Annotated in this window: 25 protein-coding genes and 1 pseudogene; 10 read left to right on the forward strand and 16 right to left on the reverse strand. The window is 52.8% G+C overall.

Features of this window, described 5'->3' with window-relative positions; genetic code table 11:
* Window positions 1–72: 72 nt before the first annotated feature.
* The 3 genes from yrbN to mtr all read left to right on the forward strand — a co-directional run bounded on the left by yrbN (window position 73) and on the right by mtr (window position 3,465).
* Window positions 73–153: a protein YrbN gene (yrbN, locus tag OGX92_RS05825; RefSeq protein ID WP_010723222.1), complete on the forward strand. Its 81-nt coding sequence runs from the start codon at window positions 73–75 to the stop codon at window positions 151–153.
* Window positions 146–2,074, forward strand: coding sequence for a DEAD/DEAH family ATP-dependent RNA helicase (locus OGX92_RS05830; protein ID WP_003828643.1), 1,929 nt, complete (start codon window positions 146–148; stop codon window positions 2,072–2,074). Before yrbN ends, OGX92_RS05830 begins: the two co-directional genes overlap by 8 nt.
* 146 nt (window positions 2,075–2,220) lie before the next feature.
* Window positions 2,221–3,465: a tryptophan permease gene (mtr, locus tag OGX92_RS05835; RefSeq protein WP_003828642.1), complete on the forward strand. Its 1,245-nt coding sequence runs from the start codon at window positions 2,221–2,223 to the stop codon at window positions 3,463–3,465.
* 87 nt (window positions 3,466–3,552) lie between these two features.
* Here mtr and OGX92_RS05840 read toward each other — a convergent pair whose 3' ends face one another.
* From OGX92_RS05840 to ubiU, 3 genes are all read right to left on the reverse strand, one after another.
* Window positions 3,553–4,560, reverse strand: a complete 1,008-nt coding sequence (locus tag OGX92_RS05840) for a luciferase-like monooxygenase (RefSeq protein WP_003828640.1) — start codon at window positions 4,558–4,560, stop codon at window positions 3,553–3,555.
* A 178-nt stretch (window positions 4,561–4,738) separates the two neighbouring features.
* The gene (locus OGX92_RS05845) at window positions 4,739–5,617 is read right to left on the reverse strand and encodes a U32 family peptidase (protein ID WP_412098584.1); all 879 of its coding nucleotides are present in this window, start codon (window positions 5,615–5,617) and stop codon (window positions 4,739–4,741) included.
* Between the two features lie 8 nt (window positions 5,618–5,625).
* Window positions 5,626–6,621, reverse strand: coding sequence for a ubiquinone anaerobic biosynthesis protein UbiU (gene ubiU, locus OGX92_RS05850; RefSeq protein ID WP_003024971.1), 996 nt, complete (start codon window positions 6,619–6,621; stop codon window positions 5,626–5,628).
* 220 nt (window positions 6,622–6,841) lie between these two features.
* Between ubiU and ubiT the strand changes: the two genes are divergently transcribed.
* Both ubiT and OGX92_RS05860 read left to right on the forward strand, forming a co-directional pair.
* Entirely contained in the window at window positions 6,842–7,366 is a 525-nt protein-coding gene (ubiT, locus tag OGX92_RS05855; RefSeq protein WP_003828637.1) for a ubiquinone anaerobic biosynthesis accessory factor UbiT, read from the forward strand.
* Window positions 7,360–7,863, forward strand: a complete 504-nt coding sequence (locus OGX92_RS05860; RefSeq protein ID WP_003024966.1) for a GNAT family N-acetyltransferase — start codon at window positions 7,360–7,362, stop codon at window positions 7,861–7,863. The genes ubiT and OGX92_RS05860 overlap by 7 nt, the downstream gene beginning before the upstream one ends.
* Here the strand turns inward: OGX92_RS05860 and OGX92_RS05865 are convergent.
* The gene (locus OGX92_RS05865) at window positions 7,860–8,150 is read right to left on the reverse strand and encodes a GIY-YIG nuclease family protein (RefSeq protein ID WP_148361425.1); all 291 of its coding nucleotides are present in this window, start codon (window positions 8,148–8,150) and stop codon (window positions 7,860–7,862) included. The genes OGX92_RS05860 and OGX92_RS05865 overlap by 4 nt on opposite strands.
* Before the next feature lie 52 nt (window positions 8,151–8,202).
* Between OGX92_RS05865 and OGX92_RS05870 the strand changes: the two genes are divergently transcribed.
* A complete protein-coding gene (locus OGX92_RS05870; RefSeq protein ID WP_003828634.1) occupies window positions 8,203–8,631 on the forward strand; it encodes a YhbP family protein in 429 nt (142 codons plus the stop codon).
* Window positions 8,632–8,668: 37 nt separating this feature from the next.
* On the forward strand, window positions 8,669–9,304 hold the full coding sequence (locus tag OGX92_RS05875) for an NAD(P)H-binding protein (RefSeq protein WP_003828632.1): 636 nt from the start codon (window positions 8,669–8,671) through the stop codon (window positions 9,302–9,304).
* A gap of 83 nt (window positions 9,305–9,387) precedes the next feature.
* On the opposite strand, the gene dolP is transcribed toward OGX92_RS05875, so the two are convergent.
* From dolP to OGX92_RS05895, 4 genes are read right to left on the reverse strand one after another with little or no spacing between them, the layout of a single operon-like run.
* Window positions 9,388–9,963: a division/outer membrane stress-associated lipid-binding lipoprotein gene (gene dolP / locus OGX92_RS05880; protein ID WP_003024954.1), complete on the reverse strand. Its 576-nt coding sequence runs from the start codon at window positions 9,961–9,963 to the stop codon at window positions 9,388–9,390.
* A 9-nt stretch (window positions 9,964–9,972) separates the two neighbouring features.
* Window positions 9,973–10,563 carry a DnaA initiator-associating protein DiaA gene (gene diaA / locus OGX92_RS05885; RefSeq protein WP_003024948.1) on the reverse strand — a complete coding sequence of 197 codons (591 nt, stop codon included), beginning with the start codon at window positions 10,561–10,563 and terminating at the stop codon, window positions 9,973–9,975.
* A 34-nt stretch (window positions 10,564–10,597) separates the two neighbouring features.
* Window positions 10,598–10,993, reverse strand: a complete 396-nt coding sequence (locus tag OGX92_RS05890) for a YraN family protein (RefSeq protein ID WP_003828625.1) — start codon at window positions 10,991–10,993, stop codon at window positions 10,598–10,600.
* A complete protein-coding gene (locus OGX92_RS05895; RefSeq protein WP_197385473.1) occupies window positions 10,951–13,002 on the reverse strand; it encodes a penicillin-binding protein activator in 2,052 nt (683 codons plus the stop codon). Before OGX92_RS05895 ends, OGX92_RS05890 begins: the two co-directional genes overlap by 43 nt.
* A gap of 63 nt (window positions 13,003–13,065) precedes the next feature.
* On the opposite strand from OGX92_RS05895, the gene rsmI reads away from it, so the two are divergent.
* The 3 genes and pseudogenes from rsmI to OGX92_RS05910 all read left to right on the forward strand — a co-directional run bounded on the left by rsmI (window position 13,066) and on the right by OGX92_RS05910 (window position 14,289).
* Complete coding sequence (gene rsmI, locus OGX92_RS05900; RefSeq protein ID WP_003024942.1) at window positions 13,066–13,929, forward strand: 16S rRNA (cytidine(1402)-2'-O)-methyltransferase; 864 nt, start codon at window positions 13,066–13,068, stop codon at window positions 13,927–13,929.
* Window positions 13,930–13,931: 2 nt separating this feature from the next.
* Window positions 13,932–14,045, forward strand: a pseudogene (locus OGX92_RS23560) (Fic family protein); the annotation flags it as partial.
* Window positions 14,046–14,097: 52 nt separating this feature from the next.
* Window positions 14,098–14,289, forward strand: a complete 192-nt coding sequence (locus tag OGX92_RS05910) for a winged helix-turn-helix transcriptional regulator (protein ID WP_232018034.1) — start codon at window positions 14,098–14,100, stop codon at window positions 14,287–14,289.
* A 1-nt stretch (window position 14,290) separates the two neighbouring features.
* Here the strand turns inward: OGX92_RS05910 and OGX92_RS05915 are convergent, their stop codons facing one another.
* From OGX92_RS05915 to garD, 8 genes are all read right to left on the reverse strand, one after another.
* Complete coding sequence (locus OGX92_RS05915; protein WP_286586318.1) at window positions 14,291–15,064, reverse strand: DeoR/GlpR family DNA-binding transcription regulator; 774 nt, start codon at window positions 15,062–15,064, stop codon at window positions 14,291–14,293.
* Between the two features lie 111 nt (window positions 15,065–15,175).
* A complete protein-coding gene (gene gatD / locus OGX92_RS05920) occupies window positions 15,176–16,219 on the reverse strand; it encodes a galactitol-1-phosphate 5-dehydrogenase (protein ID WP_286586319.1) in 1,044 nt (347 codons plus the stop codon).
* A 44-nt stretch (window positions 16,220–16,263) separates the two neighbouring features.
* Entirely contained in the window at window positions 16,264–17,637 is a 1,374-nt protein-coding gene (locus tag OGX92_RS05925) for a galactitol-specific PTS transporter subunit IIC (protein ID WP_267440810.1), read from the reverse strand.
* Between the two features lie 4 nt (window positions 17,638–17,641).
* Entirely contained in the window at window positions 17,642–17,926 is a 285-nt protein-coding gene (gene gatB, locus OGX92_RS05930; RefSeq protein ID WP_003828616.1) for a PTS galactitol transporter subunit IIB, read from the reverse strand.
* Window positions 17,927–17,955: 29 nt separating this feature from the next.
* Window positions 17,956–18,420 (reverse strand): PTS galactitol transporter subunit IIA, encoded by a 465-nt coding sequence (gene gatA, locus OGX92_RS05935; protein ID WP_003828615.1) that lies wholly within the window; start codon window positions 18,418–18,420, stop codon window positions 17,956–17,958.
* Window positions 18,421–18,434: 14 nt separating this feature from the next.
* Window positions 18,435–19,706: a tagatose-bisphosphate aldolase subunit GatZ gene (gatZ, locus tag OGX92_RS05940; protein WP_197385474.1), complete on the reverse strand. Its 1,272-nt coding sequence runs from the start codon at window positions 19,704–19,706 to the stop codon at window positions 18,435–18,437.
* 133 nt (window positions 19,707–19,839) lie between these two features.
* The gene (locus OGX92_RS05945) at window positions 19,840–20,694 is read right to left on the reverse strand and encodes a tagatose bisphosphate family class II aldolase (protein WP_191222107.1); all 855 of its coding nucleotides are present in this window, start codon (window positions 20,692–20,694) and stop codon (window positions 19,840–19,842) included.
* A 178-nt stretch (window positions 20,695–20,872) separates the two neighbouring features.
* On the reverse strand, window positions 20,873–22,444 hold the full coding sequence (garD, locus tag OGX92_RS05950; RefSeq protein ID WP_191222108.1) for a galactarate dehydratase: 1,572 nt from the start codon (window positions 22,442–22,444) through the stop codon (window positions 20,873–20,875).
* Window positions 22,445–22,565: the final 121 nt, after the last annotated feature.

The following is a 22,565-nucleotide window of genomic DNA, read 5'->3' on the forward strand; positions in this document are numbered from 1 at the left end:
TGCCATCACCTTCACGGGTGAGGGCGTTGTTGTTCGTTAATACACCTACTTTGAGCCGGTTCACACTTTTCAATGAAAATTGCAGATCAATTTCATGATGAGTTATGTAGACTGGCCGCCATTAATTTTGAGGCACACGTACTACATGGCTGAATTCGAAACCACTTTTGCAGATCTGGGCCTGAAGGCTCCTATCCTTGAAGCCCTTAACGATCTGGGTTACGAAAAACCATCTCCAATCCAGGCAGAGTGCATTCCGCATCTGCTGGGCGGCCGCGATGTTCTGGGTATGGCCCAGACAGGCAGCGGCAAAACTGCAGCGTTCTCTTTACCGCTGCTCAACAATCTTGATCCTGAGCTGAAGGCACCTCAGATTCTGGTGCTGGCACCGACCCGCGAACTGGCGGTTCAGGTAGCAGAAGCCATGACGGATTTCTCTAAACACATGCGCGGCGTGAACGTGGTTGCCCTGTACGGCGGCCAGCGTTATGACGTGCAATTACGTGCCCTGCGTCAGGGGCCACAGATCGTCGTCGGTACGCCGGGCCGTCTGCTGGATCACCTGAAGCGCGGTACTCTGGACCTCTCCAAACTGAGCGGTCTGGTACTGGACGAAGCTGACGAAATGCTGCGTATGGGCTTCATCGAAGACGTTGAAACCATCATGGCGCAGATCCCGGAAGGTCATCAGACCGCTCTGTTCTCTGCAACCATGCCGGAAGCGATTCGTCGTATTACCCGCCGCTTTATGAAAGAGCCGCAGGAGGTACGTATTCAGTCCAGCGTTACTACCCGTCCTGACATCAGCCAGAGCTACTGGACTGTGTGGGGCATGCGTAAAAATGAAGCGCTGGTGCGTTTCCTGGAAGCAGAAGATTTTGATGCGGCGATTATCTTCGTTCGTACCAAAAATGCGACCCTGGAAGTAGCAGAAGCGCTGGAGCGTAGCGGTTATAGCAGCGCTGCACTGAACGGCGACATGAACCAGTCCCTGCGTGAGCAGACTCTGGAGCGTCTGAAAGATGGTCGTCTGGATATTCTGATTGCCACCGACGTTGCGGCCCGTGGCCTGGACGTTGAGCGTATCAGCCTGGTTGTCAACTACGACATCCCGATGGATTCCGAGTCTTACGTTCACCGTATCGGCCGTACCGGTCGTGCGGGTCGTGCGGGTCGTGCGCTGCTGTTCGTTGAGAACCGCGAGCGTCGTCTGCTGCGTAACATCGAACGCACCATGAAGCTGACTATTCCGGAAGTAGAACTGCCGAACGCAGATCTGCTGGGCAAACGCCGTCTGGAAAAATTCGCCGCTAAAGTACAGCAGCAGCTGGAAAGTAGCGATCTGGATCAGTACCGTGCTCTGCTGGCGAAAATGCAGCCGGAAGAAGAGCTGGATATCGAAACGCTGGCAGCTGCACTGCTGAAAATGGCTCAGGGCGAACGTCCTCTGATCCTGCCGCCAGATGCGCCGATGCGTCCGAAACGCGAATTCCGCGACCGTGATGACCGTGGTCCGCGTGACCGTAACGATCGTGGCCCTCGTGACCGTAATGACCGTGGTGGTGAAGACCGTCCGCGTCGTGAACGTCGTGACGTTGGTGACATGCAGCTGTACCGCATTGAAGTGGGCCGTGATGACGGTGTTGAAGTTCGTCATATCGTTGGTGCGATTGCTAACGAAGGTGATATCAGCAGCCGTTACATCGGTAACATCAAGCTGTTTGCTTCCCACTCCACCATCGAACTGCCGAAAGGTATGCCGGGCGACGTACTGCAGCACTTTACCCGTACTCGCATCCTGAACAAGCCGATGAACATGCAGCTGGTTGGCGATGCAGTTCCGCACACCGGTGGTGAGCGTCGTGGCGGTGGCCGTTTCAGCGGTGAGCGTCGTGAAGGCGGTCGCGGTGAAGGTCGTAACTTTAGCGGCGAACGTCGTGAAGGCGGTCGTGGCGATGGTCGTCGTTTCAGCGGCGAACGTCGTGAAGGCAACCGTGGTCCGCGTCGTGACGATTCTTCTGCTCCGCGTCGTGATGACTCTGCTGGTCGTCGTCGTTTCGGCGGTGATGCATAAGCCTTTTAGCTTTATAGCTGTAAAGTAAAATATACGGCCCCGATCTCAACAATCGGGGCTTTTTTTATTTCAATTGTACTCGTGTACTGGTACAGTGCAGCGCATTGAGATGTAGTCACAATATAAATGACTGGAGAGATGGCTAAATGGCAACACTAACCACCACCCAAACGTCACCTTCGCTGCTCGGCGGCGTGGTGATCATCGGCGGCACCATTATTGGCGCGGGGATGTTTTCTCTGCCAGTGGTCATGTCCGGGGCGTGGTTCTTCTGGTCAATGGCGGCGCTGATCTTTACCTGGTTCTGTATGCTGCACTCCGGGCTGATGATCCTTGAAGCTAACCTCAATTACCGCATTGGCTCCAGTTTTGACACCATCACGAAAGATCTGCTGGGCAAAGGCTGGAACGTGGTGAACGGCATCTCGATTGCTTTCGTTCTCTATATTCTGACCTACGCGTATATCTCGGCGAGCGGATCAATCCTGCACCACACCTTCTCGGAGATGTCGTTGAACGTTCCTGCACGTGCGGCAGGTCTTGGTTTTGCGCTGCTGGTGGCGTTTGTGGTGTGGTTAAGCACCAAAGCGGTGAGCCGCATGACGGCGATTGTGCTGGGTGCGAAGGTAATTACCTTTTTCCTGACTTTCGGCAGTTTATTAGGGCACGTTCAGCCCACAACGTTGTTTAACGTGGCGGAAAGCAACGCTTCGTATACGCCGTACCTGCTGATGACGCTGCCGTTCTGTCTGGCCTCATTCGGCTATCACGGCAATGTCCCGAGCCTGATGAAGTACTACGGCAAAGATCCGAAGACCATCGTTAAGTGTCTGGTTTACGGCACGCTGCTGGCGCTGGTGCTGTATACCGTGTGGTTACTGGGGACGATGGGTAATATCCCGCGTCCGGAATTTATTGGTATTGCACAGCAAGGCGGTAACATTGATGTGCTGGTACAGGCGCTGAGCGGTGTGTTAAATAGCCGCAGTCTGGATCTGCTGCTGGTGGTGTTCTCCAACTTTGCGGTGGCGAGTTCATTCCTCGGTGTTACGCTCGGTCTGTTTGACTATCTGGCGGATCTGTTTGGCTTTGATGACTCGGCAATGGGACGTTTCAAAACGGCATTGCTGACGTTTGTCCCGCCAATTATCGGTGGCTTGCTATGGCCGAATGGTTTCCTGTACGCCATTGGCTATGCAGGACTCGCGGCAACCATCTGGGCCGCCATTGTTCCGGCGCTGCTGGCCCGTAAATCTCGCGAGCGTTTCGGTAGCCCGAAATTCCGTGTCTGGGGCGGTAAGCCGATGATTGCGCTGATCCTGGTATTCGGTATCGGCAACGCGGTTATCCATATTCTGTCGAGCGTTAATTTGTTACCGGTTTATCAGTAAAACCGTTGCCCGGTGGTGCTACGCTTACCGGGCCTACATCACCGTGTAGGCCGGATAAGGCGTAGCCGCCATCCGGCACAAATAGTACTATCCCAATAATTCCTGCTTCACATCCATCGCCAAATCAAACGAATGTAGACGTGCCTGATGATCAAAAATCTGGCCGTTAACCATAATCTCATCAGCCTGGGTTTCACGCAAAATGGCGTCGAGACCATGTCGCACTTTTGCCTTATCACCGACCAGCGACATGCTCAGCGCCTGTTGTACGCCGTACTGCTCAGAAGCGGACCACAGCTGATGCATATTCTCTACCGGCGGCGGTAGCTGGCCGGTTTCGCCACGACGCAGCTTCACAAATGCCTGCTGCATGGAGGTGAAAAGAAACTCGGCGTCGCGATTGCTGTCGGCGGCAATAATGTTGATGCACACCATCGCATACGGTTTTGCCAGACGCGCTGAGGGCTTGAATTGGCTGCGATACAGATGCAGTGCCTGGTGCAGCATATCCGGAGCAAAGTGCGAGGCGAAGGCAAACGGCAGACCAAGCTGGGCCGCCAGTTGTGCGCTGTACAGGCTGGAGCCTAATAACCAGACGGGGATCTGCTCGCCGTAGCCGGGAACCGGACGTACATGGGGGTTAGGATCGCGGGCGTCGAACCAGTCCACCAGTTCAGCGACGTCGCGTGGGAAGTTATCGATATCACCGCTCATATGGCGGCGCAGTGCGCGCATGGTTGGCTGATCGCTGCCCGGTGCGCGACCAAGCCCGAGATCGATTCGTCCCGGATACAGCGTATTCAGGGTACCGAACTGCTCGGCGATCACCAGCGGCGAATGGTTAGGCAGCATCACGCCGCCAGATCCGAGATGCAGCGTGGTGGTATTAGCAGCCAGATAACCAATCAACACTGAGGTAGCGGCGCTGGCGATGCCGGTCATGTTGTGATGTTCCGCCAGCCAATAGCGGTGGTAACCGCGTTTTTCGGCCAGTTGAGCGAGATCAAGCGAGTGTGTGAAGGCCTCTTTTGCCGAGGATCCTTCAGGGATCGGCGCCAGATCCAGCACCGAGAACGGAATAGTTTTGTCAGTCATAACGGCTCACTTTGTTACCGGTTAATCTTTTAATACTGCATTAAAGATTAGCGAATGTTGTTAACAAAGTGAGCTTTATACGGCGGGTACCGAATATAACATGCCCGATGGCGCTGCGCTTATCGGGCCTACGGGATCGCTATTTGTAGGCCCGATAAGGCATTTATGCCGTATCCGGCTAGTCCTGCAGCTCCAGTCCAGCCAGTCGCTTCCAGTAGCCGTTACAGTCACTGTGGGCAGCAAGCGGTAATGGGGCACTGCCATTTTCATTGGCGCGGAAGGCGTCGAGCATGGCGAATGTTTCAGTGCCTGAAGGGGACAGACGCACAATATCAACCAGCCCCTGCATCGATGTCAGTTCGTTGCCGAGGTTGTAAACATAGCCGCTCATGGTCTGGATCCCGTTGAGGACAAAGACCTGCTGATTCTCCTGCGACAGCACATTGCGCCCGTTCGGGTATTTTATGCAGCAGGTTTCACACTCGTCTTTTGGACGGTCTTCAGAGCGTGCGGTAAAGCAGCGGGCAGAGTACGCCAGCGGCAGATGCCCGTAGCTTAGCACCTCAACTTCAAACTGATTGCGAATACCCAGCTCATCACACTGGTTGAGCAGGTTTGCCAGCCAGTCGCGGGAAAGCTCTACCGGCATACACCAGCGCACCATGCCTTGTTTGAGCAGCATACGCAGGGTAACCGCGTTGTAGCAGTTGAGCGCATGCCCGGCGACAAACGGCAGCTTACGCTCGGCGCACATGTTTACCACCCCGAGATCGCTGGCTTCCAGCAGGAAGTCACCGTTTTCGACATAGCGCTTCAGCTCTCCCAGTTCAGAAGAGGCCTGCACCAGCGCCAGTGTTGACAGCACAACTTGTTTACCGCTGCCAGCGAGCGATTTCGCCATATCGAGCCAGTCGCCCACTTTGGTGGCGCGGCGTTTACTGCATACCGCTTCACCAAGATAGATAACGTCGGCCTGGCTTACGGCAGCCTGCTGATAAAAATCTTCCAGCGTTTCTTTCGGCCAGTACCACAGCACCGGCCCTAAGGAATATTTCATTGCTTCTCTCACTGCCATTTACGGTGATACGCGCCAAGCGTGGTCTGTGTGCCTTCGGACATTGAACCGAGCGTTTCCATCCACGCGGCCTGCGGGACGTAGTTTTGCGGGTCGGCCATACAGCGGTCGATCGCCTGACGCCACACTTTCGCCACCTGACTGACATAGGCCGGGCTGCGCTGACGTCCTTCGATTTTCACCGAAGCAATATTGGCTGCCAGCAGTTCCGGCAGCAGCTCCAGCGTGTTCAGGCTGGTGGGTTCTTCCAGCGCATGATAACGCTCGCCGTCAACCAGATAGCGACCTTTACATAGCGTCGGATAACCGGCGTTTTCTCCGTCCTGGTAGCGGTCGATCAGCACTTCATTAAGACGGGATTCCAGCCCTTGTTGGGTCTGTTGCCAGCGGACAAAACGGGCAGGCGAGCAGGCACCAACCGTGTTAGGAGACTCACCCGTCAGATAGGATGAAAGATAGCAACGGCCTTCCGCCATAATGCACAGGCTACCGAAGGCGAACACTTCCAGGGGAACTGGCGTGACGCGAGCAAGCTGTTTCACCTGATGAATAGACAGCACGCGCGGCAGTACCACACGGGCGACGTCAAAGTTGCGATGATAGAAATTAATTGCCTCTTCATTGGTTGCAGATGCCTGAACAGAGACATGGCGCTCAATATGCGGGTAGCGCTCTGCGGCATACTCAAGCATGGCGAGGTCGGCAAGGATCAGCGCATCTGCACCGAGTTGTGCTGCCATATCCACGGCACGTTGCCAGCGCGCGTAACCATCCGGGTGCGCAAAGGTGTTAATCGCAATGTGCAGCTTACGGCGGTGCTGATGGACAAAACTCACCGCTTCCTGCAATTTTTTCTCGGTAAAATTAAGGCCGGCGAAATGACGGGCGTTGGTATCATCTTTCAGCCCGATGTAGACAGCATCAGCGCCGTTCTCGATGGCCGCCTTAAGCGCCGGTAGGTTTCCGGCAGGGCAGAGCAGCTCCATAATTTATCCTGAACGTTGCGCCGTGATGGGCGCAGAAATGTTAACGAATGGGGATTTTAGTTAACCTTGCTGAGACAATTTTTGATTTGAGGCAGTTAAAGTCGTATTGGTGACACCAATAAAGAGGTAACAATTTCGCATCGAATTGTTGATTTATGCCGCTATGTCGTTTATTTGATATGGCAAAATAGCAGGACTATTGAAACAGGGAGTAAAGCTCGTGTTGGATAAACTGCGTTCACGCTTAGTACAATTTGGTCCTTCTCTGATGAGTGTACCAGTTAAACTGACGCCCTTTGCGCTGAAGCGCCAGGTTCTGGAGCAGGTCCTGAGCTGGCAGTTTAGTCAGGCGCTGGCCGATGGGGAGCTGGAGTTTCTCGAAGGTCGCTGGCTGAGCATTCATGTGCGTGACATTGACCTCAAATGGTATACCTCTGTTGAGAACGATAAACTTATCGTCAGCCAGAATGCAGATGCGGATGTGAGTTTTAGCGCCGATGCCAGCGATCTGCTGATGATCGTGGCCCGCAAGCAGGATCCGGATACGCTTTTCTTCCAGCGTCGTCTGGTGATTGAAGGTGATACAGAATTAGGGCTATACGTAAAAAATCTGATGGATGCCATCGAACTGGAGCAGATGCCTAAAGCGTTGCGCGTCATGTTGATGCAGTTGGCAGATTTTGTTGAGGCGGGGATGAAAACGTCGCCAGAAACCAAACAGACCTCGGTAGGTGAGCCATGCTGATTCGAGTTGAAATTCCCATTGATGCCCCAGGTATTGATGCGCTGCTGCGCCGTTCATTTGAGAGCGATGCGGAAGCGAAATTAGTGCACGACCTGCGTGAAGATGGTTTCTTAACGCTGGGTCTGGTTGCTACCGATGACGAAGGTCAGGTAGTGGGTTACGTCGCGTTCAGCCCAGTCGATGTTCAGGGTGAAGATCTGCAATGGGTCGGCATGGCGCCGCTCGCGGTGGATGAAAACTACCGGGGGCAGGGCCTGGCGCGTCAGCTTGTCTATGAAGGACTCGATTCACTGAACGAGTTTGGCTACGCAGCTGTGGTTACGCTGGGGGATCCGGCCCTGTACAGCCGCTTTGGCTTTGAGCTGGCGGCCCATCATGACCTGCGTTGCCGCTGGCCGGGCACCGAAAGCGCGTTCCAGGTTCATCGCCTGGCGGACGATGCGCTGGAAGGCGTGACGGGTCTTGTGGAATACCACGACCACTTCAATCGCTTTTAAGCTTCCGGGGTTTGCAGGCTGCTTAGTAGCGCCTCAAACCCTTCGCCTTCGACAAGGTGCTCTTTCTGCCGCTTGGTGAGCTGTTTAACGCGATACTCCAGGCGCAGGGCCAGCGAACGGTCGCCAACCTGCGCCGCAAATGCCAACGTGAGTTCCCCCTTTCCGCGTAGCGCCTTCGCGCCTTTCCCACTTTGATGCTGCTTATAGCGGCGCTGCACATCGGTGGTTATTCCGGTGTATAAGGCGTTGTCAGCGGTACGGATCAGGTACAGATACCAGGGTGTCATTGTCACCATCGACGTGATAATTTTCAGGCCTACAGTATAAAAGAGAACAGAAATGGAAACACTGACTGCGGTGTCTCGCTGGCTGGCAAAACAGCACGTCGTGACCTGGTGCGTACACCATGAAGGTGAATTGTGGTGCGCCAATGCGTTTTACCTGTTTGATGCGCAGAAGATGGTGTTCTATGTGCTGACTGAAGAGAAAACGCGTCATGCGCAGATGTCCGGACCCCGCGCGCCGATTGCCGGTACAGTAAACGGTCAGCCTAAAACCGTCGCTCTGATTCGTGGCGTACAGTTTAAAGGGGAAATCCGGCGTCTTGAGGGGCAGGAGAGCGAAGACGCGCGTAAAGCCTACAACCGCCGTTTCCCCGTTGCCAGAATGCTGCCAGCGCCCGTATGGGAGATTCGACTGGATGAAGTCAAATTTACGGACAACACGCTGGGCTTCGGTAAAAAGATGCACTGGCTGCGTGATCTATAGTTAGAAGAGTGATTGAAGACCCTGGGGAAGATAAGCGATGAGTCAGGTGTTAATAACGGGAGCCACGGGGCTGGTGGGCGGACATTTGCTGCGTATGCTGCTCAATGAACCCCGGGTCAATGCCATCACGGCACCAACGCGTCGACCGCTGGCAGATACGGTTGGTATCTATAACCCCCATGATCCGCAGCTAACCGATGCTCTGGCGCAGGTCACCGATCCGGTCGATATTGTCTTTTGTTGTTTGGGGACTACCCGGCGTGAAGCGGGCAGCAAAGAGGCGTTTATCCATGCTGACTATACGCTGGTGGTAGATACGGCCCTGACGGGACGTAGGTTAGGCGCCCAGCATATGCTGGTAGTGAGTTCGATGGGCGCCAATGCGAATTCACCGTTTTTTTATAATCGGGTGAAAGGTGAAATGGAGCAGGCGCTGATCGCGCAGAATTGGCCACGGCTGACGATTGTCCGGCCTTCAATGCTCCTGGGTGATAGGGACAAGCAGCGGACGAATGAGATGTTTTTAGCGCCGTTGTTCAGGCTGCTGCCGGGTAACTGGAAGTCGATTGAAGCGCGCGATGTTGCTCGGGCAATGCTGGCAGAAGCGCTGGCGCCTGGGCATGAAGGGGTTTCGATCCTGACCTCTTCCGAGCTACGCGAAAGGGCTAAATAAAAAATGCCGGATGGCGCTGACGCTTATCCGGCCTACAAACGATTACGTTCTATAGGCCGGATAAGATGCCATCTACAGGCGTGTTACTTAATAAACGTAAAGGCTGTCGTGACGCGTTTCACGCCGCTTACCCGGCTGGCGATATCCGCCGCCGCCTTCGCTTCACGCTCGGTCACCAGACCTAACAGGAACACTTCCCCGTTCTCAGTCGTTACTTTCACGTTAGAGGATTTCACCTGATCGCTGGTCAGTAACTGGGAACGTACTTTGGTGGTTATCCAGGTATCGTTGGACGCATCGCCCAGACCAATTGGCTGGCCCTGACGGATCTCATTAAAGACCTCAGTCGTACCTTCTACGCCCATCGCAATCTGTTTTGCACGTGCAGACAGTTCGCTATTCGGCGACTGGCCGACCAGCAGCACTTTACCCTGATAAGCGCTCACGTTGATTCGCGCTTCTTTCTTGATTTGGGCATCTTTCGACAACGCCGTATTGACGCGTAATTCCAGGGTTCCGTCATCTACCTGAGTGCCGACGCTGCGAGGATCCGTCGCGGCTTTAGTCCCGACAGCTGCAGTTCCAACAACGGCGGCAGCGACACAGCCTTGCAGCAGCAGTGCAGCGATAATCACAGCAAGCGGCGAAAATGCCTTCATGTGTACTCCTTAATCATCCTGGTGAGGGAAAAGCGTGTTATCGATAAGATCGCAAAGGCAGTTGACCGTCAGCATGTGCATTTCCTGAACGCGGGCGCTGTGGTGTGAGGGAATACGGATTTCAACATCCTGTGGCCCCAGTAATCCGGCCAGTTCCCCTCCGTCATACCCGGTCAGCGCGACGATTGTCATGTCGCGTGTCACGGCGGCTTCAACGGCTTTTACGATATCGCGGCTATTACCACGCGTAGAGATTGCCAGCAGAACATCACCTGCATGTCCCAGCGCACGGACTTGTTTTGCATAAACTTCGTCGTGCAGGCGATCGTTGGCAATCGCAGTTAAGACCACATTATCAGTATTTAGTGCAATCGCAGGTAAACTTGGGCGTTCTGTTTCAAAACGATTGATCATGCTGGCAGCAAAATGCTGTGCGTTGGCAGCGGACGTCCCATTACCACAACAGAGAATTTTGTTGCCATTGAGCAGGGACTGAACCAGCGTCATGGCGGCACGGGAGATTGCATCCGGAAGTGCTTCAGCCGCAGCTATCTGAGTTTGAATGCTTTCTGTAAAGCAGACTTTAATTCTATCTAACACGCTAATCCTTAAGAACCAGGCTCTGAATCTTCAACTATGAGCGGTCGTTGAACGCGTCCTTAAACCACTCAACATCATTTCCGGTGAAGGCTAACACATCGAACCGGCAATCCACAGTATCAAAACTCCCATTGTGGCGCGCAAGCCACAAGCGGGCGGTCTGTAATAATTTGTGTTGTTTGCTCCGGGTCACACTCGCCGCCGCACCGCCGAACTGTGCTGAGCGTCGGTAGCGAACCTCAACAAATACGGTGGTGTTGCCTTCACGCATTATCAAGTCGATTTCGCCGCCACGTTCACGCACGTTGGCGGCGATAAAATGCAGTCCCTTGCTCAGCAGCCAGTCACGCGCGGTGGATTCCCACGCGTCACCGGTCTGTTTACTCGTTAACTGGCGGGGACGACTTGTCCTTGCTGGTATTTGAGCCATGATAACTTCCTGTTAATCACACAATCCTGCGTTGCGGTTAAGGCCCCGGTATTACCGTTAATTTCGAAACCCTGCACCTGACGCATTTGCGAAAAGTGGTTGGCAAGCGACCAGGCATCGACACCCATGGCATACATACGCGCCAGCGAGTAGTCGTTACGAACCGCGCCAAGCGCCTGCTGCATGAGAGGCGCGTTAGCGCCTGCCAGCATCGGAATTTCGCTGTACTGCAAGCCTTCCATCTCCAGACGGAAATCCGGGCCGGCAGTGCCCTGCGCACTACGAGAGCTGGCGTACAGTGTTGCTCCGCTCTGGCTGCCGTTGCGCATGGCGATCATCGGCTTAATAAATGCAATTTCTTCCGGCGTCGCCAGAATATACACGGCATCAACACGACCGCTACCGCCGGTGATTTGCGCATCGGTAGGTGCTGCCGGGATGGTCAGACCGCCAATCGTCACGCCGGGTTGGGCTGGCACAGAGGAGGCCACCGGGCTGCCTGTCAGGGAAATCCCTGAGCCGCCGTTGACGCCCATTTTAAGTTCAGCGGTGGAGCCGAACTTCTGCTGCAATACCACGCCGCCACCCAGTTTTTGCCATTCCTGTGCAAAGGCGTTGGCAACGCGATCGCCTAATGAACTCCGTGGAATCAACAACAGCGGCGTCTGTTTTCCCTGATCGCGGATGTGGCGTGCGGCGTCGCGCGCTTCATCTTCTGGCGACAGGGCGAAGTAGCAGACGTTCGGCAGATTTTTCACCGACTCCGGCTGGTTAAGCGCCAGGACGTTCAATGGCGTGTTGCTTTTCATCAGCTCTTCAACATTGTTCTTCAACAGTGGGCCAACCACGATGCTGGCGCCATCCTGCTGAACCTGAGTCAGGATCTGGTTCAGCGGCTGTGATGAAGTGTCGTAGATTTTCAGCTCAGCGGACGGATTCGCCGGTGCGCTGGCGGTTGTTGGCTGAGCGGGTGCTGCGGGCTGCACAGCAGGTGTTTCTGGCTGAGCCGGCGTCTCGTTGGTCAGATCGCTTACTGACGCCTGAGACGGGCTGGCAACGCCGTCAGTCGTTTGCGGCTGTTCCGTAGTAGTCGTAGCAGCTGGAACTGCGGCAGGTGCGACAGCAACAGGGGCTGCGACAGGTTGAGTGCCCATGTTTTTCGCAGCTTCAAAGCCTTGCTGAATAGTACGGCCAAATACAGCGGCCTGACCGTTCAGTGGTAACAGCAGGGCGATTTTGCTGGTGGAGGCGGGCTTAAAGCTCTGCACGTTAACCAACTGTGTTGGTAACAGTTTTGCCCCTGGGTTTTGCGGATAACGTTTCTGCCAGTCCGCAATACCGGCTTTCATCATGTCCGGATCGTTACGGTTATCGAACCAGACGCGCTGAAGATCCAGCCAGCCTTGCAGCACATTTTCATCAGCATTGATGACCAGCGCCTGAGCTTGCTCCTGGGTCATGGACGACAGCGCCTGCCAGGTGGCGTCCATATTTTTCTGCTTAGCATTCGCGGCCAGCAGCGGTTCCTGGGCGATCAGGGCGCGCAGCAGCGTCAGAGATGGGCGGCCCTGGTTGACGTCGATTTGCGCCTGCCAGTAGCGTGCCTGTTGGTTTTGATCGAAATCGGCGGGAGTTAACTTATCCAGCAGGGCCTGTGCGCCAGCGACATCTTTCTGCGCGAGCTTAATCTCGACGGCCAGCAGTGACTGCTCACGCTGCTGGGTATCGCTTAGCTTCTGCGGTAGCTGGTTAAACAGTTCGATTGCCTGCTGGCTCTTGCCTTCTTTCAGCAGTGCACGAATGGCGAGTAATTGCCAGTTGGTCTTGCTATCATCTGAGCTTTGCTGCATTTGTTGCAGATAAAAGCCGGAATCAGCCTGCGCAGTGCCCTGCATATGGGCTGCACTCTGGTCTGGCGCCTGGGTGCCACAGCCTGCGAAAATCAGTGCTGCCAGAATGACTGGTAGCGCGCGTGCGGCTTTCAAACGAGAAAATGTTGAGGGTACCATACTGTATCCAGTGATATTTTTTTACTCAATGCTCAATATTAAATCGGCAATACGGACGACACAATGAAACAACACGAATCGGCGGATAATTCTCAAGGCCAACTCTTTATTGTACCTACTCCTATAGGAAATTTGGCTGATATTACCCAACGAGCGCTCGAAGTTTTACAAGCCGTTGATTTGATTGCCGCTGAAGACACTCGTCATACAGGATTATTGTTACAACACTTCGCGATTAACGCGCGTCTGTTCGCGCTACATGACCACAACGAGCAGCAAAAGGCCGAAACGCTGGTCGCGAAGCTCAAAGAAGGACAAAACATTGCGCTGGTTTCCGATGCCGGAACGCCGCTGATTAACGATCCTGGCTACCATCTGGTGCGTACCTGTCGCGAAGCGGGGATCCGCGTTGTTCCCCTGCCTGGTCCTTGTGCGGCGATTGCAGCCCTGAGCGCTGCGGGCCTGCCTTCAGACCGTTTTTGCTATGAAGGATTTCTGCCTGCCAAATCGAAAGGGCGTCGTGATGCGATGAAAGCCATTGAGGCCGAGCCGCGTACGCTTATTTTTTATGAATCTACCCACCGCTTGCTGGATAGCCTGGAAGACATGGTTGCCGTGTGGGGCGAATCCCGTTACGTGGTGCTGGCGCGCGAGCTGACCAAAACCTGGGAAACTATTCACGGTGCACCGGTTGGTGAACTGCTGGCGTGGGTCAAGGAAGATGAAAACCGTCGTAAAGGTGAAATGGTGCTGATTGTCGAAGGGCATAAAGCGCAGGAAGACGACCTTCCTGCCGATGCGCTGCGTACGTTGGCCTTATTGCAGGCAGAACTGCCGCTGAAAAAGGCCGCCGCGCTGGCTGCTGAAATCCATGGCGTGAAAAAAAATGCGTTGTATAAGCACGCGCTGGAACAGCAGGGAGAGTAAAAGTGAGCACCTACCAACCGCCTTTCGTGGTCACTCCATTGATCCTCATCCAGGTCATTGAAATTGGTGAGTTGATGGGGCATTGGGCTGCGATGGCTGGTAGGGCATCTCCTCTTTATCTCTGCTTTGCAGGAGGGATTGGGAAAACCATCAGCCTTGTCGGAAGAAATGTCGGCTGATTTACTGGATATAGACAAACGCATTCTACAAATATTGTCGAATCAGCCGAGCAGATCCGCCAAAGGTATCGCTAATGAGTGTGAAATCTCAGTCCGGACCGTAGAACGCTATCTGAAAGCGTTGCAGCTAAAAGGTAAACTGCAACGCGTTGGCGCGACAAAAGGGGGATGTGGCGGGTAATTTAAACGACCAGCAGTTCAACGCCTGTTTTGGCCAGCGCTGATTTATCCTGTTTGCTGATACTGTCGTCGGTTATTACGCAGTTAATCTTTTCCATTGGCAGCACCTGATTAAAACCACGTCGATTAAATTTTGTCGCGTCCAGTACGGCAATGACCTTATGTGCTGCCGCCGCCATCACGCTACTAATCGAATAACCTTCGTTGAAGGTCGTAATACCGTTAGTAGCATCAATCCCGTCAGCGCCCACGAACATCAGGTCAGCGCTTATTCCTTGTAGGGAACGTTCAGCGATAGTGCCATGCATTGAATGCGTTTTGTGGCGCACAGTGCCGCCGCAGACGACCAGCGTAATGTCTTTGTTTTCCGATAACGTGAACGCGGCAGGCAGGCTATTGGTAATAACGGTGATATTACTTTTTCGGTTTAGCGTTTCAGCAATCAATAAAGTGGTGCTTCCGCTATCCAGAATTACGGTCATTCCTTCCTCAACCATTGCCGTTGCGGCCTGGGCAATCCGTTTTTTGGGATCGCTGGCAAGCTGATACCGATCTTCTAATAACACTTCCTGATTGTCACCTTCAGCCAGATGGCTTCCTGGTTTTGCCGCACCGCCGTGAAAACGGGTGACCAGACCCTTCTCTTCTAATAACCGTAGGTCGGCGCGAATGGTTACTTCAGAAATACCAAAGGTATTCGAAAGGTCCATTACCAGTACGCTGCCTTGCGTGTTAATCAAGTCGACAATTTTATTCCTTCTCTCAAATGAGTTCATATTGATTTGCCTGATAATTTAATTATCACTAGTTTAATCGAAGGATTGCGAAAGGTGAACGCTAAATTTCGAAAGTAAATGTGAGCCAGCGCAGGTTGCTGGCTCATGGGTTCAGGATAGTTTGAGTAGAATTTTTCCTTGCATCGGCGCGCCGTGGAGTGACTTGACGGCGCTGGCAAAGCTTTCGGCATCGCCAATGTGAGCAATTAACGGCTCAAGCTGTAGGCGTTTTTCCGTCAATAAACGGGCAGCGGTTTCCCACTCTTCTCCAGGCCATGGGCTGGAATAGTTCATCCAACTGCCAAGAATGGTTAATTCTTTACGTAATATTTGCCCAAAGACACCTGAAGCAAGCGTCAGATCGTGATGCAATGTGCCGACTAACGCTAGTTGAGCACGAGGGCCTGCAATCTCAATCGACAGCGTCACAGTTTGCGGGGTTCCCGCTGTTTCCAGCACGAGTTGGTCAAACTGAATATTTTCCAGGCCCGCGTGGATCTCAGCCGCACTCATCTCACGACTATTAAACACATGGGTTGCCCCCAGTTCTTTTGCTAATGCCAGCTTTTGCGGGTTGATATCAATCGCCGTGATACTTTTTGCACCGAGTTCACGGGCACATTGCATTGCCAGCAAACCGATAGTACCAGCACCAACGATAATCACATTTTTCCCTTCGCATCCCTGAGCCAGATGAAAAGCATGCAGACCGACGGTAATCGGTTCAATGAATGCGCCATCATCAATCGGCATATCTGAAGGCAGGCGGAACAGGTTGGCGCGTTTTACAACCACATATTCTGCGTTCCCGCCTTCGCTTCGTGAACCGACAAACTGATATTGTTTACATAACGAGAAGTATCCCCGCTCGCACTGAGGGCAATGAAAGCAGGGAAGCAGCGGTACGCAGGCCACGGCATCACCGGGTTGTAAGTCGGTTACGCTTGCGCCGTAGGACTCAACATAACCACTGAACTCATGCCCGAGCGTGATTGGATAATAGTGCGCACCATGATTGAAGATACGGGGAATGTCTGAGCCGCAAAGCCCTGAACTGACCACTTTGACCAATACATCTTCATCAGTTTGCAGTTGTGGTATGGGACGTTCTTCAACGCGTACGTCGCCCTCAGCGTGAATAACCACTGATTTCATAAGTGTCTCCAGAAATGTGAAGGGGAGCAAATGCTCCCCAGAAATTAAGATGCGGTCTGGCTTTCCGTTATGGCTGCCGCTTTTTCAGCCGCCACGAAATTACGTGCCCGACGCCAGGTCAGCAATACACCCAACAGGTAAATAGCAGCGATGATGATGAAGCCCACCACGTTCTGCCAGGTGAAGAGCTGGATTAGCAGCCAGGTGATTGGGGAGCCGCCCTGATCCATTGAGGCCACCATGCCACCGGCTTTCAATGCGCCTGCATTAGCGGCAAGCTGGGTATGTAAACCAATAGTTTGTGTGGCTATCCACAGGGTGATACCCATAATGATGACGCCAGAGATCAGCGTGCGGAACAGGTTCCCCTGATGAACGGCTACCGCCATGGCGACAAAGAAACCAATGGTCGCGAGATCGCCGAATGGCAGAACCTGGTTTCCGGGTACCAGAACAGCAATCAGAATGGTCAGCGGGATAAAGATTAGACTGGCGGAAACCACCGACGTATGGCCGAGCAGTAGTGCAGGATCCAGACCGATTAAGAACTCCTGTCCGCCAAATTTTGCCTGCAGGCGTTTACGGGCATGTTTAGCAATAGGAGTCAGGCCATCCATAATCGGTTTAATGACACGCGGCATGAGCAACATAACGGCAGCGGTTTTCACCGCCAGTTGCAGCACAGATTTAACGTCATATCCAGCCAGCATGCCGATCACTAATCCCATCACAAAACCGACGGTTACAGGTTCGCCGAAGGGTCCGAAGCGTTTTTGGACATCATCCGCGCTGAAATGAATGCGGTTCAGTCCGGGGATTTTTTCAATAATCGTATCAACCAGGACAGCTATCGGGCCCAGGTATGCCGAGGAACCGTGTGGAATGGCAATGCCTTCCAGGCCAAAAAAGTCGCGCGTGTCTTTGGCAAACCAGTCACCCAGTTTATAGACGAAGGCGGCATGAACAACCACGCCGAGAATGCCCAGCCAGTATGAGCCGGTCGCCAGATGCAACATGGCACCAGTAAACGTCATATGCCAGATATTCCAGATGTCGACGTTCACCACACGGGTCATGCGGGTAACCAGCATCAGGATATTCACCCCAATGGCGACTGGAATCGCAATTAACGCAATTTGCGAAGCCCAGGTCATTGGTGATGAGCCAGGCCAACCGACATCGATGACATGCAGGTTGATTTGAAATTGTTCTGCCATTGCTTTTGCGGCAGGGCCAATAGAGTCCAGCATCAGGCCGATCACCAGACCGATACCGACGAAGCCAATCCCGATATGCAAACCTGATTTAAAACAATCCCCGAGCTTCATTCCCAGCAATTTTGAGAAGATGATGATCACTAACGGCAGCATAACCGTTGGACCTAAGTCGAGGATATAACGCATTATTTCGCTAAACATGGCGTTACCCCACGAGGATAGTCAGTATTTTTTGCTGTAATGCTTCGATACCCACACCTGAAACAAAAGGCATGCCGTGGACCACTGGGATATCGCCAAACGTACGGTCAACGCGGGCGGTGGTACAGATAAGATCCGCTCCATCCATATAGGTTTCGATTTCTGTTACCCGACATTGAACCAGGTCGAGTTGGATATTGTTGGCTTCACAGAGTTCTTTAATTTCTTCTGCCGCCATTGTTGAAGTTGCTACAGCACCGCCACAGGCCACAATTACTTTACGTTTCATAGGGTATTCCTTTTATTATCAGTTTTTTATCAAGCCTGTGCGCAGGGCTCAGACTCAAGGATTTTTTCCCGAAAGAGCATGGCCAGTTCTGCATCAGGCGCATTCAGCAATGCTTCAATGGTGTTCGGGTTTTGTAGCTCACTAAACAGACGACGCAGGAGCTTCAGCTGCGCAGTCGGGTTCTCAACGATTAAGGCGATAATTAAAGAGACGGCTATCTCTTCGTCATCATCTGCTTGTTGAAAGTTGACCGGTGTATCCGGGCGAATCAGATAGATAGCAGGGGATATCGCATGCACAGCTTCACAATGTGGAATCGCAACGGCATGACGTTCCAGCGCTATTCCGGTTGGAAAAGTTGCTTCACGCTCAATCAGGGCCTGCGGATAGCTTTCATACACGACCCCTTTGGCCAGCATCTCCTCCCCAATATGTGTCAGCGCATGCTGACACGAGCTAAAGTTAATTCCTGTTCGAACAAAAAGTTGGCTCATATATTCTCCAGATTTCAGGCAATTACTGGTGCGCAACCAAAGCGATAGGCGCGCAGAACGTCCTGGATTTTGTCGATAATCAGATTGCGTGGTGTGGCGGTTAACGTCCCTTCAGTCAGGCGTTCAAATTGCACGGGCATAAACTGGCTAATGAGTCCCAGTGGTAAAGCGATGTCATTAAGGTTGGTGATTAATTTCTCTACACTTTGACGAATGCGGGGATGCGGCCAGTAGTAACGAATACGGTCGGAGAGGCTGAAGTGAATATCGACCATCGCCTGGCTCCAGGTTGGGCGATAATATTTTTTCCAGTAGTCCGGTTCATTCAACATTACTTCGTCAATTACTTCCAGAACCCGGCTCCGTTGTTCTGGGGAGATCAGTTCATTTTCCATTTGCGCAAGAGCAAAAATAGCTTCGCGCAGGGCAAAGGTGAGTGCCGGACCCACTTTCAATATTGCATAGTGATCGCGTACCAGAGCACGGTATGCCTGGCGGGTTTGATAATCGGTAGAATGCGCTTCGTAGACCATTGGTGTCTCTTTTATCCAGGCGGATAGCGCTTCTGCTGCTTGTGGTTGGTAGTGAATGATTTGGGTGTGATCGAACTCGACGCCGGGTTGAACCACAATGGCGATTACACGAGTTAACGCCTCTTCAAGCCCTAATGCGCGGAAGGCAACCTGATGGGTTTCCAGTGTCCGGGCGGCATCTTCTTCGCGTGTGACATGAACGGTGCCAATGGTGCTGGCTTCTCCGCCTGGTACGGGAACTTCTGTTCCAATAACGTAAGTCAGATGGTGTTTCTGTTCTTCGGTTGCCGTTGTTTCTGCGGCCTGGCAAAGTACGGCTGCCCGCTGGGCAACAACCATTGGATCTAACGGCGTTGGGTCGTCAGCACAGGACATCGAAGCATCAAGATGGATTTTGCTGAACCCTGCGGCAACGTAAGCTTTGATTAAGGCTACGGATTTTTCCATCGCTTCTGCCGCAGGTTCGTTTTGCCAGCAGTTAGGGCCGAGATGATCGCCACCCAGAATCAGCCTTTCGCGAGGAAAACCAACCGCTTGTGCGATGCTATAGACAAAGTCACGGAAATCAGCGGGTTTCATCCCGGTATAACCACCAAACTGATTAACCTGATTAGAGGTCGCTTCGATTAGAACTTTCGTGTTCGTATTGAGATCAAAACGTAATGCAGATTCAATAACCAGCGGATGGGCTGAACAAACAGAACAAATACCTAAATGCTCACCTGCTTTATGACGAGAGATTATTTCTTTCACTTCTATCTCCGATATCTTTTGTTTATCTTCATAATATTTTTGGATTGAAGGCAAAGGGTAAAAGCATCTTTCGTGATCCAGCTTTAAAAACAGACCTTTGTCAGAACCCGTACAATTCGAATTAATTAATCAATTACAACTTTCCTTCGCAGCCGCAGTCGGCAATCACCTTACGTACTACCTCTTTCATGGCCGCTTTTGCTGGCATCATGTAATGCCGTGGGTCGTTCGCATCGGTATGTGCGCTCAGGTAGGTTTTGAGTGCGCCAGCAAAGGCGATTTTAAGTTCGGTAGCGACGTTAACTTTGCAGACCCCTAAGGAGATTGCGCGCTTAATATCATGTGTAGGCAGGCCAGATGCGCCATGTAAAACCAGTGGGATATCAACGTGCTGACGAATCTCGGCTAGTCGATCGAAATCCAGTTTAGGTTCAGCGTTATACAGACCATGAGCTGTGCCAATCGCGACAGCCAGTGAGTCGATACCCGTTTTTTCCACGAACTCCCGAGCCTGTTCTGGGTGGGTATATAGCGCGTCTTTTCCGTCCACGATTAGGTCATCTTCTTGCCCACCCAGCCGTCCCAGCTCAGCTTCAACGCTAACGTCATAGCGGTGGCAGTAGTCTGTTACGTGTTTAACTAATGCAATGTTGTCGGCAAACGGCAGATGGGAACCATCGATCATCACGGAGCGAATGCCTGTAGCGACTTTCGCTTCAATATCGGTGGCGCTTTCATGGTGATCGAGATGGATGGCGAGAGGATGGTTCCAGCTTCTTGCCAGTTCACTGGCGATTGCAACGATGTTACCGACCCCGGCATAACTAAAAGTGCCAGGTGTGCCGGCGACGATCAACGGAGAGCGTAGTTCGGCTGCTGTTTCCACGACAACCTGTAAGGTCTCCAGGTTGTGAATGTTAAACGCCGGTACGGCATAGCCTTCTTGCTGCGCCTTCTTCAGCATCATTTTGCTTGAGATGATAAACATACTTCCTCCGAAGTCTTTCGATTTCTTTCTTCGAAATAAAATATAGGGTTTCGTAACGTTTTTTTGTGATTTCGATCTGATAAATGAAAGTTTCGAAAGATATGGGAGGTTTACGAAAGGTTGCGGCGAAAAAAAAGCATGCCCGAAGGCATGCTCATTAAGAAAATACGGTAGATAATCAGGTCACTGGCGCCGGGTTAAACACCGCCAGCTGGTTATGCAGTCCCCACTGGTCCGAGAAGGTTTTCTTACGCCCGCTGGCGACGTCGAGAATAAATTCGAACAGTTTCAGACCCACATCTTCAATGGTTTCTTCTCCGGTGGCGATGGTACCTGCGTTAATGTCCATCAGGTCAAACCAACGGTTGGCCAGCTCGGTGCGTGTCGCCATTTTAATCACCGGCACGGCCATCAGGCCATACGGCGTACCGCGACCAGTGGTGAACACCTGCACGGTGATCCCGGAAGCGACCTGCTGTGTACCGCAAACAAAATCACTGGCGGGGGTTGCTGCGTAAATCAGGCCACGTTTGGTTGGACGCTGACCCGGCGACAATACTTCGACAATCGCGCTCTTGCCAGACTTGGCAATCGAACCTAGCGCCTTTTCCACCACGTTTGCCAGACCGCCTTTCTTGTTGCCCGGAGAAGGGTTGGCACTGCGATCCGTTTTGCCCATATCAAGGTAGTTATCGTACCAGGCCATCTCTTCGAGCAGGCGTTTACCGACTTCTTCGTTAATCGCACGTGGGGTCAGAAGGTGGATGGCATCGCGCACTTCTGTTACTTCAGAGAACATTACGGTCGCGCCGCAGCGTACTAACAGGTCGGAGGCATAGCCCACCGCCGGGTTGGCCGTCACGCCGGAAAACGCATCGCTACCGCCGCACTGCATGCCGACCACCAGTTCTGAAGCCGGGCAAGTTTCACGTTGGCGCTGATTGAGCTTTGCCAGATGATGTTCGGCCACTTGCAGAATATCGGTGACCATCGATTGAAAGCCGACGTGCTTTTCATCCTGCAGGCTGACGATACTGGCGCTGTCGACTGGAATACTTTTCACATCGTGCGTGCCTTCCAGCAGCCGCTCAGGCTGCAGTTTTTCGCAACCGAGGCCGATGACCATCACTTCACCGCCAAAATTCGGGTTAAGCGCAATATTGTGAATGGTGCGAATCGGCACGATGGCGGCTGGAGCATTGATCGCCACGCCGCAGCCGTACAGATGATTGAGCCCCACCACGCCGTCAACGTTCGGGTATTTAGGCAGCAGATCGCGCTCAATGATTTTCACCACATAATCCACCACACCCGCCACGCAGTGCACACTGGTGGAAATGCCGAGTAGATTTTTGGTACCTACGCTACCGTCAGCATTGCGGTAACCTTCAAAGGTATAACCCTCAAGAGGCGGCAGCGGCTCTGGCACTTTAGTTGCCAGCGGCAGCGTCTCCAGCGGCGGGGCTTTGGGCAGCTCAACCATTGATTCATCAATCCAGCTGCCACGTGGGATATGGCGAACGGCATAGCCTATCACTTCGCCATAGCGCACGATTTCGCCATGAACAGGAATATCCAATAGCGCCACTTTATGACCCTGGGGAATATGTTCAATGAGTTCCAGTCCGTCCGGAAAACGCGTTCCGGCTTTCAGACCATTGTCATTGACAATTATCGCCACATTATCTGTTTCGTGAACTTTAATATAAAACGCCGTTGGCGATTCTTGTCTGATTTCGATGTCGGCCATTGTCCAGTATTCTCCAACAAGGTGGTGATAATAGTGTGGATATTTATATTTTGAATCTAATTGTAAGTAATAAAGATTCGGTATCGTGAAATAAGAATGTCAGGAGTTTAACGTGAAGAAT

Origin of the sequence: Citrobacter sp. Cpo089, assembly GCF_030332695.1 — a bacterium.
Taxonomy (GTDB): domain Bacteria; phylum Pseudomonadota; class Gammaproteobacteria; order Enterobacterales; family Enterobacteriaceae; genus Citrobacter; species Citrobacter portucalensis.

Bases quoted from the DNA above. Each gene is read 5' to 3' on its own strand.
- yrbN (WP_010723222.1), top strand. From the start codon at position 73: ATGAAAATTGCAGATCAATTTCATGATGAGTTATGTAGACTGGCCGCC.
- OGX92_RS05830 (WP_003828643.1), top strand. From the start codon at position 146: ATGGCTGAATTCGAAACCACTTTTGCAGATCTGGGCCTGAAGGCTCCT.
- mtr (WP_003828642.1), top strand. From the start codon at position 2,221: ATGGCAACACTAACCACCACCCAAACGTCACCTTCGCTGCTCGGCGGC.
- OGX92_RS05840 (WP_003828640.1), bottom strand. From the start codon at position 4,560: ATGACTGACAAAACTATTCCGTTCTCGGTGCTGGATCTGGCGCCGATC.
- OGX92_RS05845 (WP_412098584.1), bottom strand. From the start codon at position 5,617: ATGAAATATTCCTTAGGGCCGGTGCTGTGGTACTGGCCGAAAGAAACG.
- ubiU (WP_003024971.1), bottom strand. From the start codon at position 6,621: ATGGAGCTGCTCTGCCCTGCCGGAAACCTACCGGCGCTTAAGGCGGCC.
- OGX92_RS05860 (WP_003024966.1), top strand. From the start codon at position 7,360: ATGCTGATTCGAGTTGAAATTCCCATTGATGCCCCAGGTATTGATGCG.
- OGX92_RS05865 (WP_148361425.1), bottom strand. From the start codon at position 8,150: ATGACACCCTGGTATCTGTACCTGATCCGTACCGCTGACAACGCCTTA.
- OGX92_RS05870 (WP_003828634.1), top strand. From the start codon at position 8,203: ATGGAAACACTGACTGCGGTGTCTCGCTGGCTGGCAAAACAGCACGTC.
- OGX92_RS05875 (WP_003828632.1), top strand. From the start codon at position 8,669: ATGAGTCAGGTGTTAATAACGGGAGCCACGGGGCTGGTGGGCGGACAT.
- dolP (WP_003024954.1), bottom strand. From the start codon at position 9,963: ATGAAGGCATTTTCGCCGCTTGCTGTGATTATCGCTGCACTGCTGCTG.
- OGX92_RS05890 (WP_003828625.1), bottom strand. From the start codon at position 10,993: ATGGCTCAAATACCAGCAAGGACAAGTCGTCCCCGCCAGTTAACGAGT.
- OGX92_RS05895 (WP_197385473.1), bottom strand. From the start codon at position 13,002: ATGGTACCCTCAACATTTTCTCGTTTGAAAGCCGCACGCGCGCTACCA.
- rsmI (WP_003024942.1), top strand. From the start codon at position 13,066: ATGAAACAACACGAATCGGCGGATAATTCTCAAGGCCAACTCTTTATT.
- OGX92_RS05910 (WP_232018034.1), top strand. From the start codon at position 14,098: ATGTCGGCTGATTTACTGGATATAGACAAACGCATTCTACAAATATTG.
- OGX92_RS05915 (WP_286586318.1), bottom strand. From the start codon at position 15,064: ATGAACTCATTTGAGAGAAGGAATAAAATTGTCGACTTGATTAACACG.
- gatD (WP_286586319.1), bottom strand. From the start codon at position 16,219: ATGAAATCAGTGGTTATTCACGCTGAGGGCGACGTACGCGTTGAAGAA.
- OGX92_RS05925 (WP_267440810.1), bottom strand. From the start codon at position 17,637: ATGTTTAGCGAAATAATGCGTTATATCCTCGACTTAGGTCCAACGGTT.
- gatB (WP_003828616.1), bottom strand. From the start codon at position 17,926: ATGAAACGTAAAGTAATTGTGGCCTGTGGCGGTGCTGTAGCAACTTCA.
- gatA (WP_003828615.1), bottom strand. From the start codon at position 18,420: ATGAGCCAACTTTTTGTTCGAACAGGAATTAACTTTAGCTCGTGTCAG.
- OGX92_RS05945 (WP_191222107.1), bottom strand. From the start codon at position 20,694: ATGTTTATCATCTCAAGCAAAATGATGCTGAAGAAGGCGCAGCAAGAA.
- garD (WP_191222108.1), bottom strand. From the start codon at position 22,444: ATGGCCGACATCGAAATCAGACAAGAATCGCCAACGGCGTTTTATATT.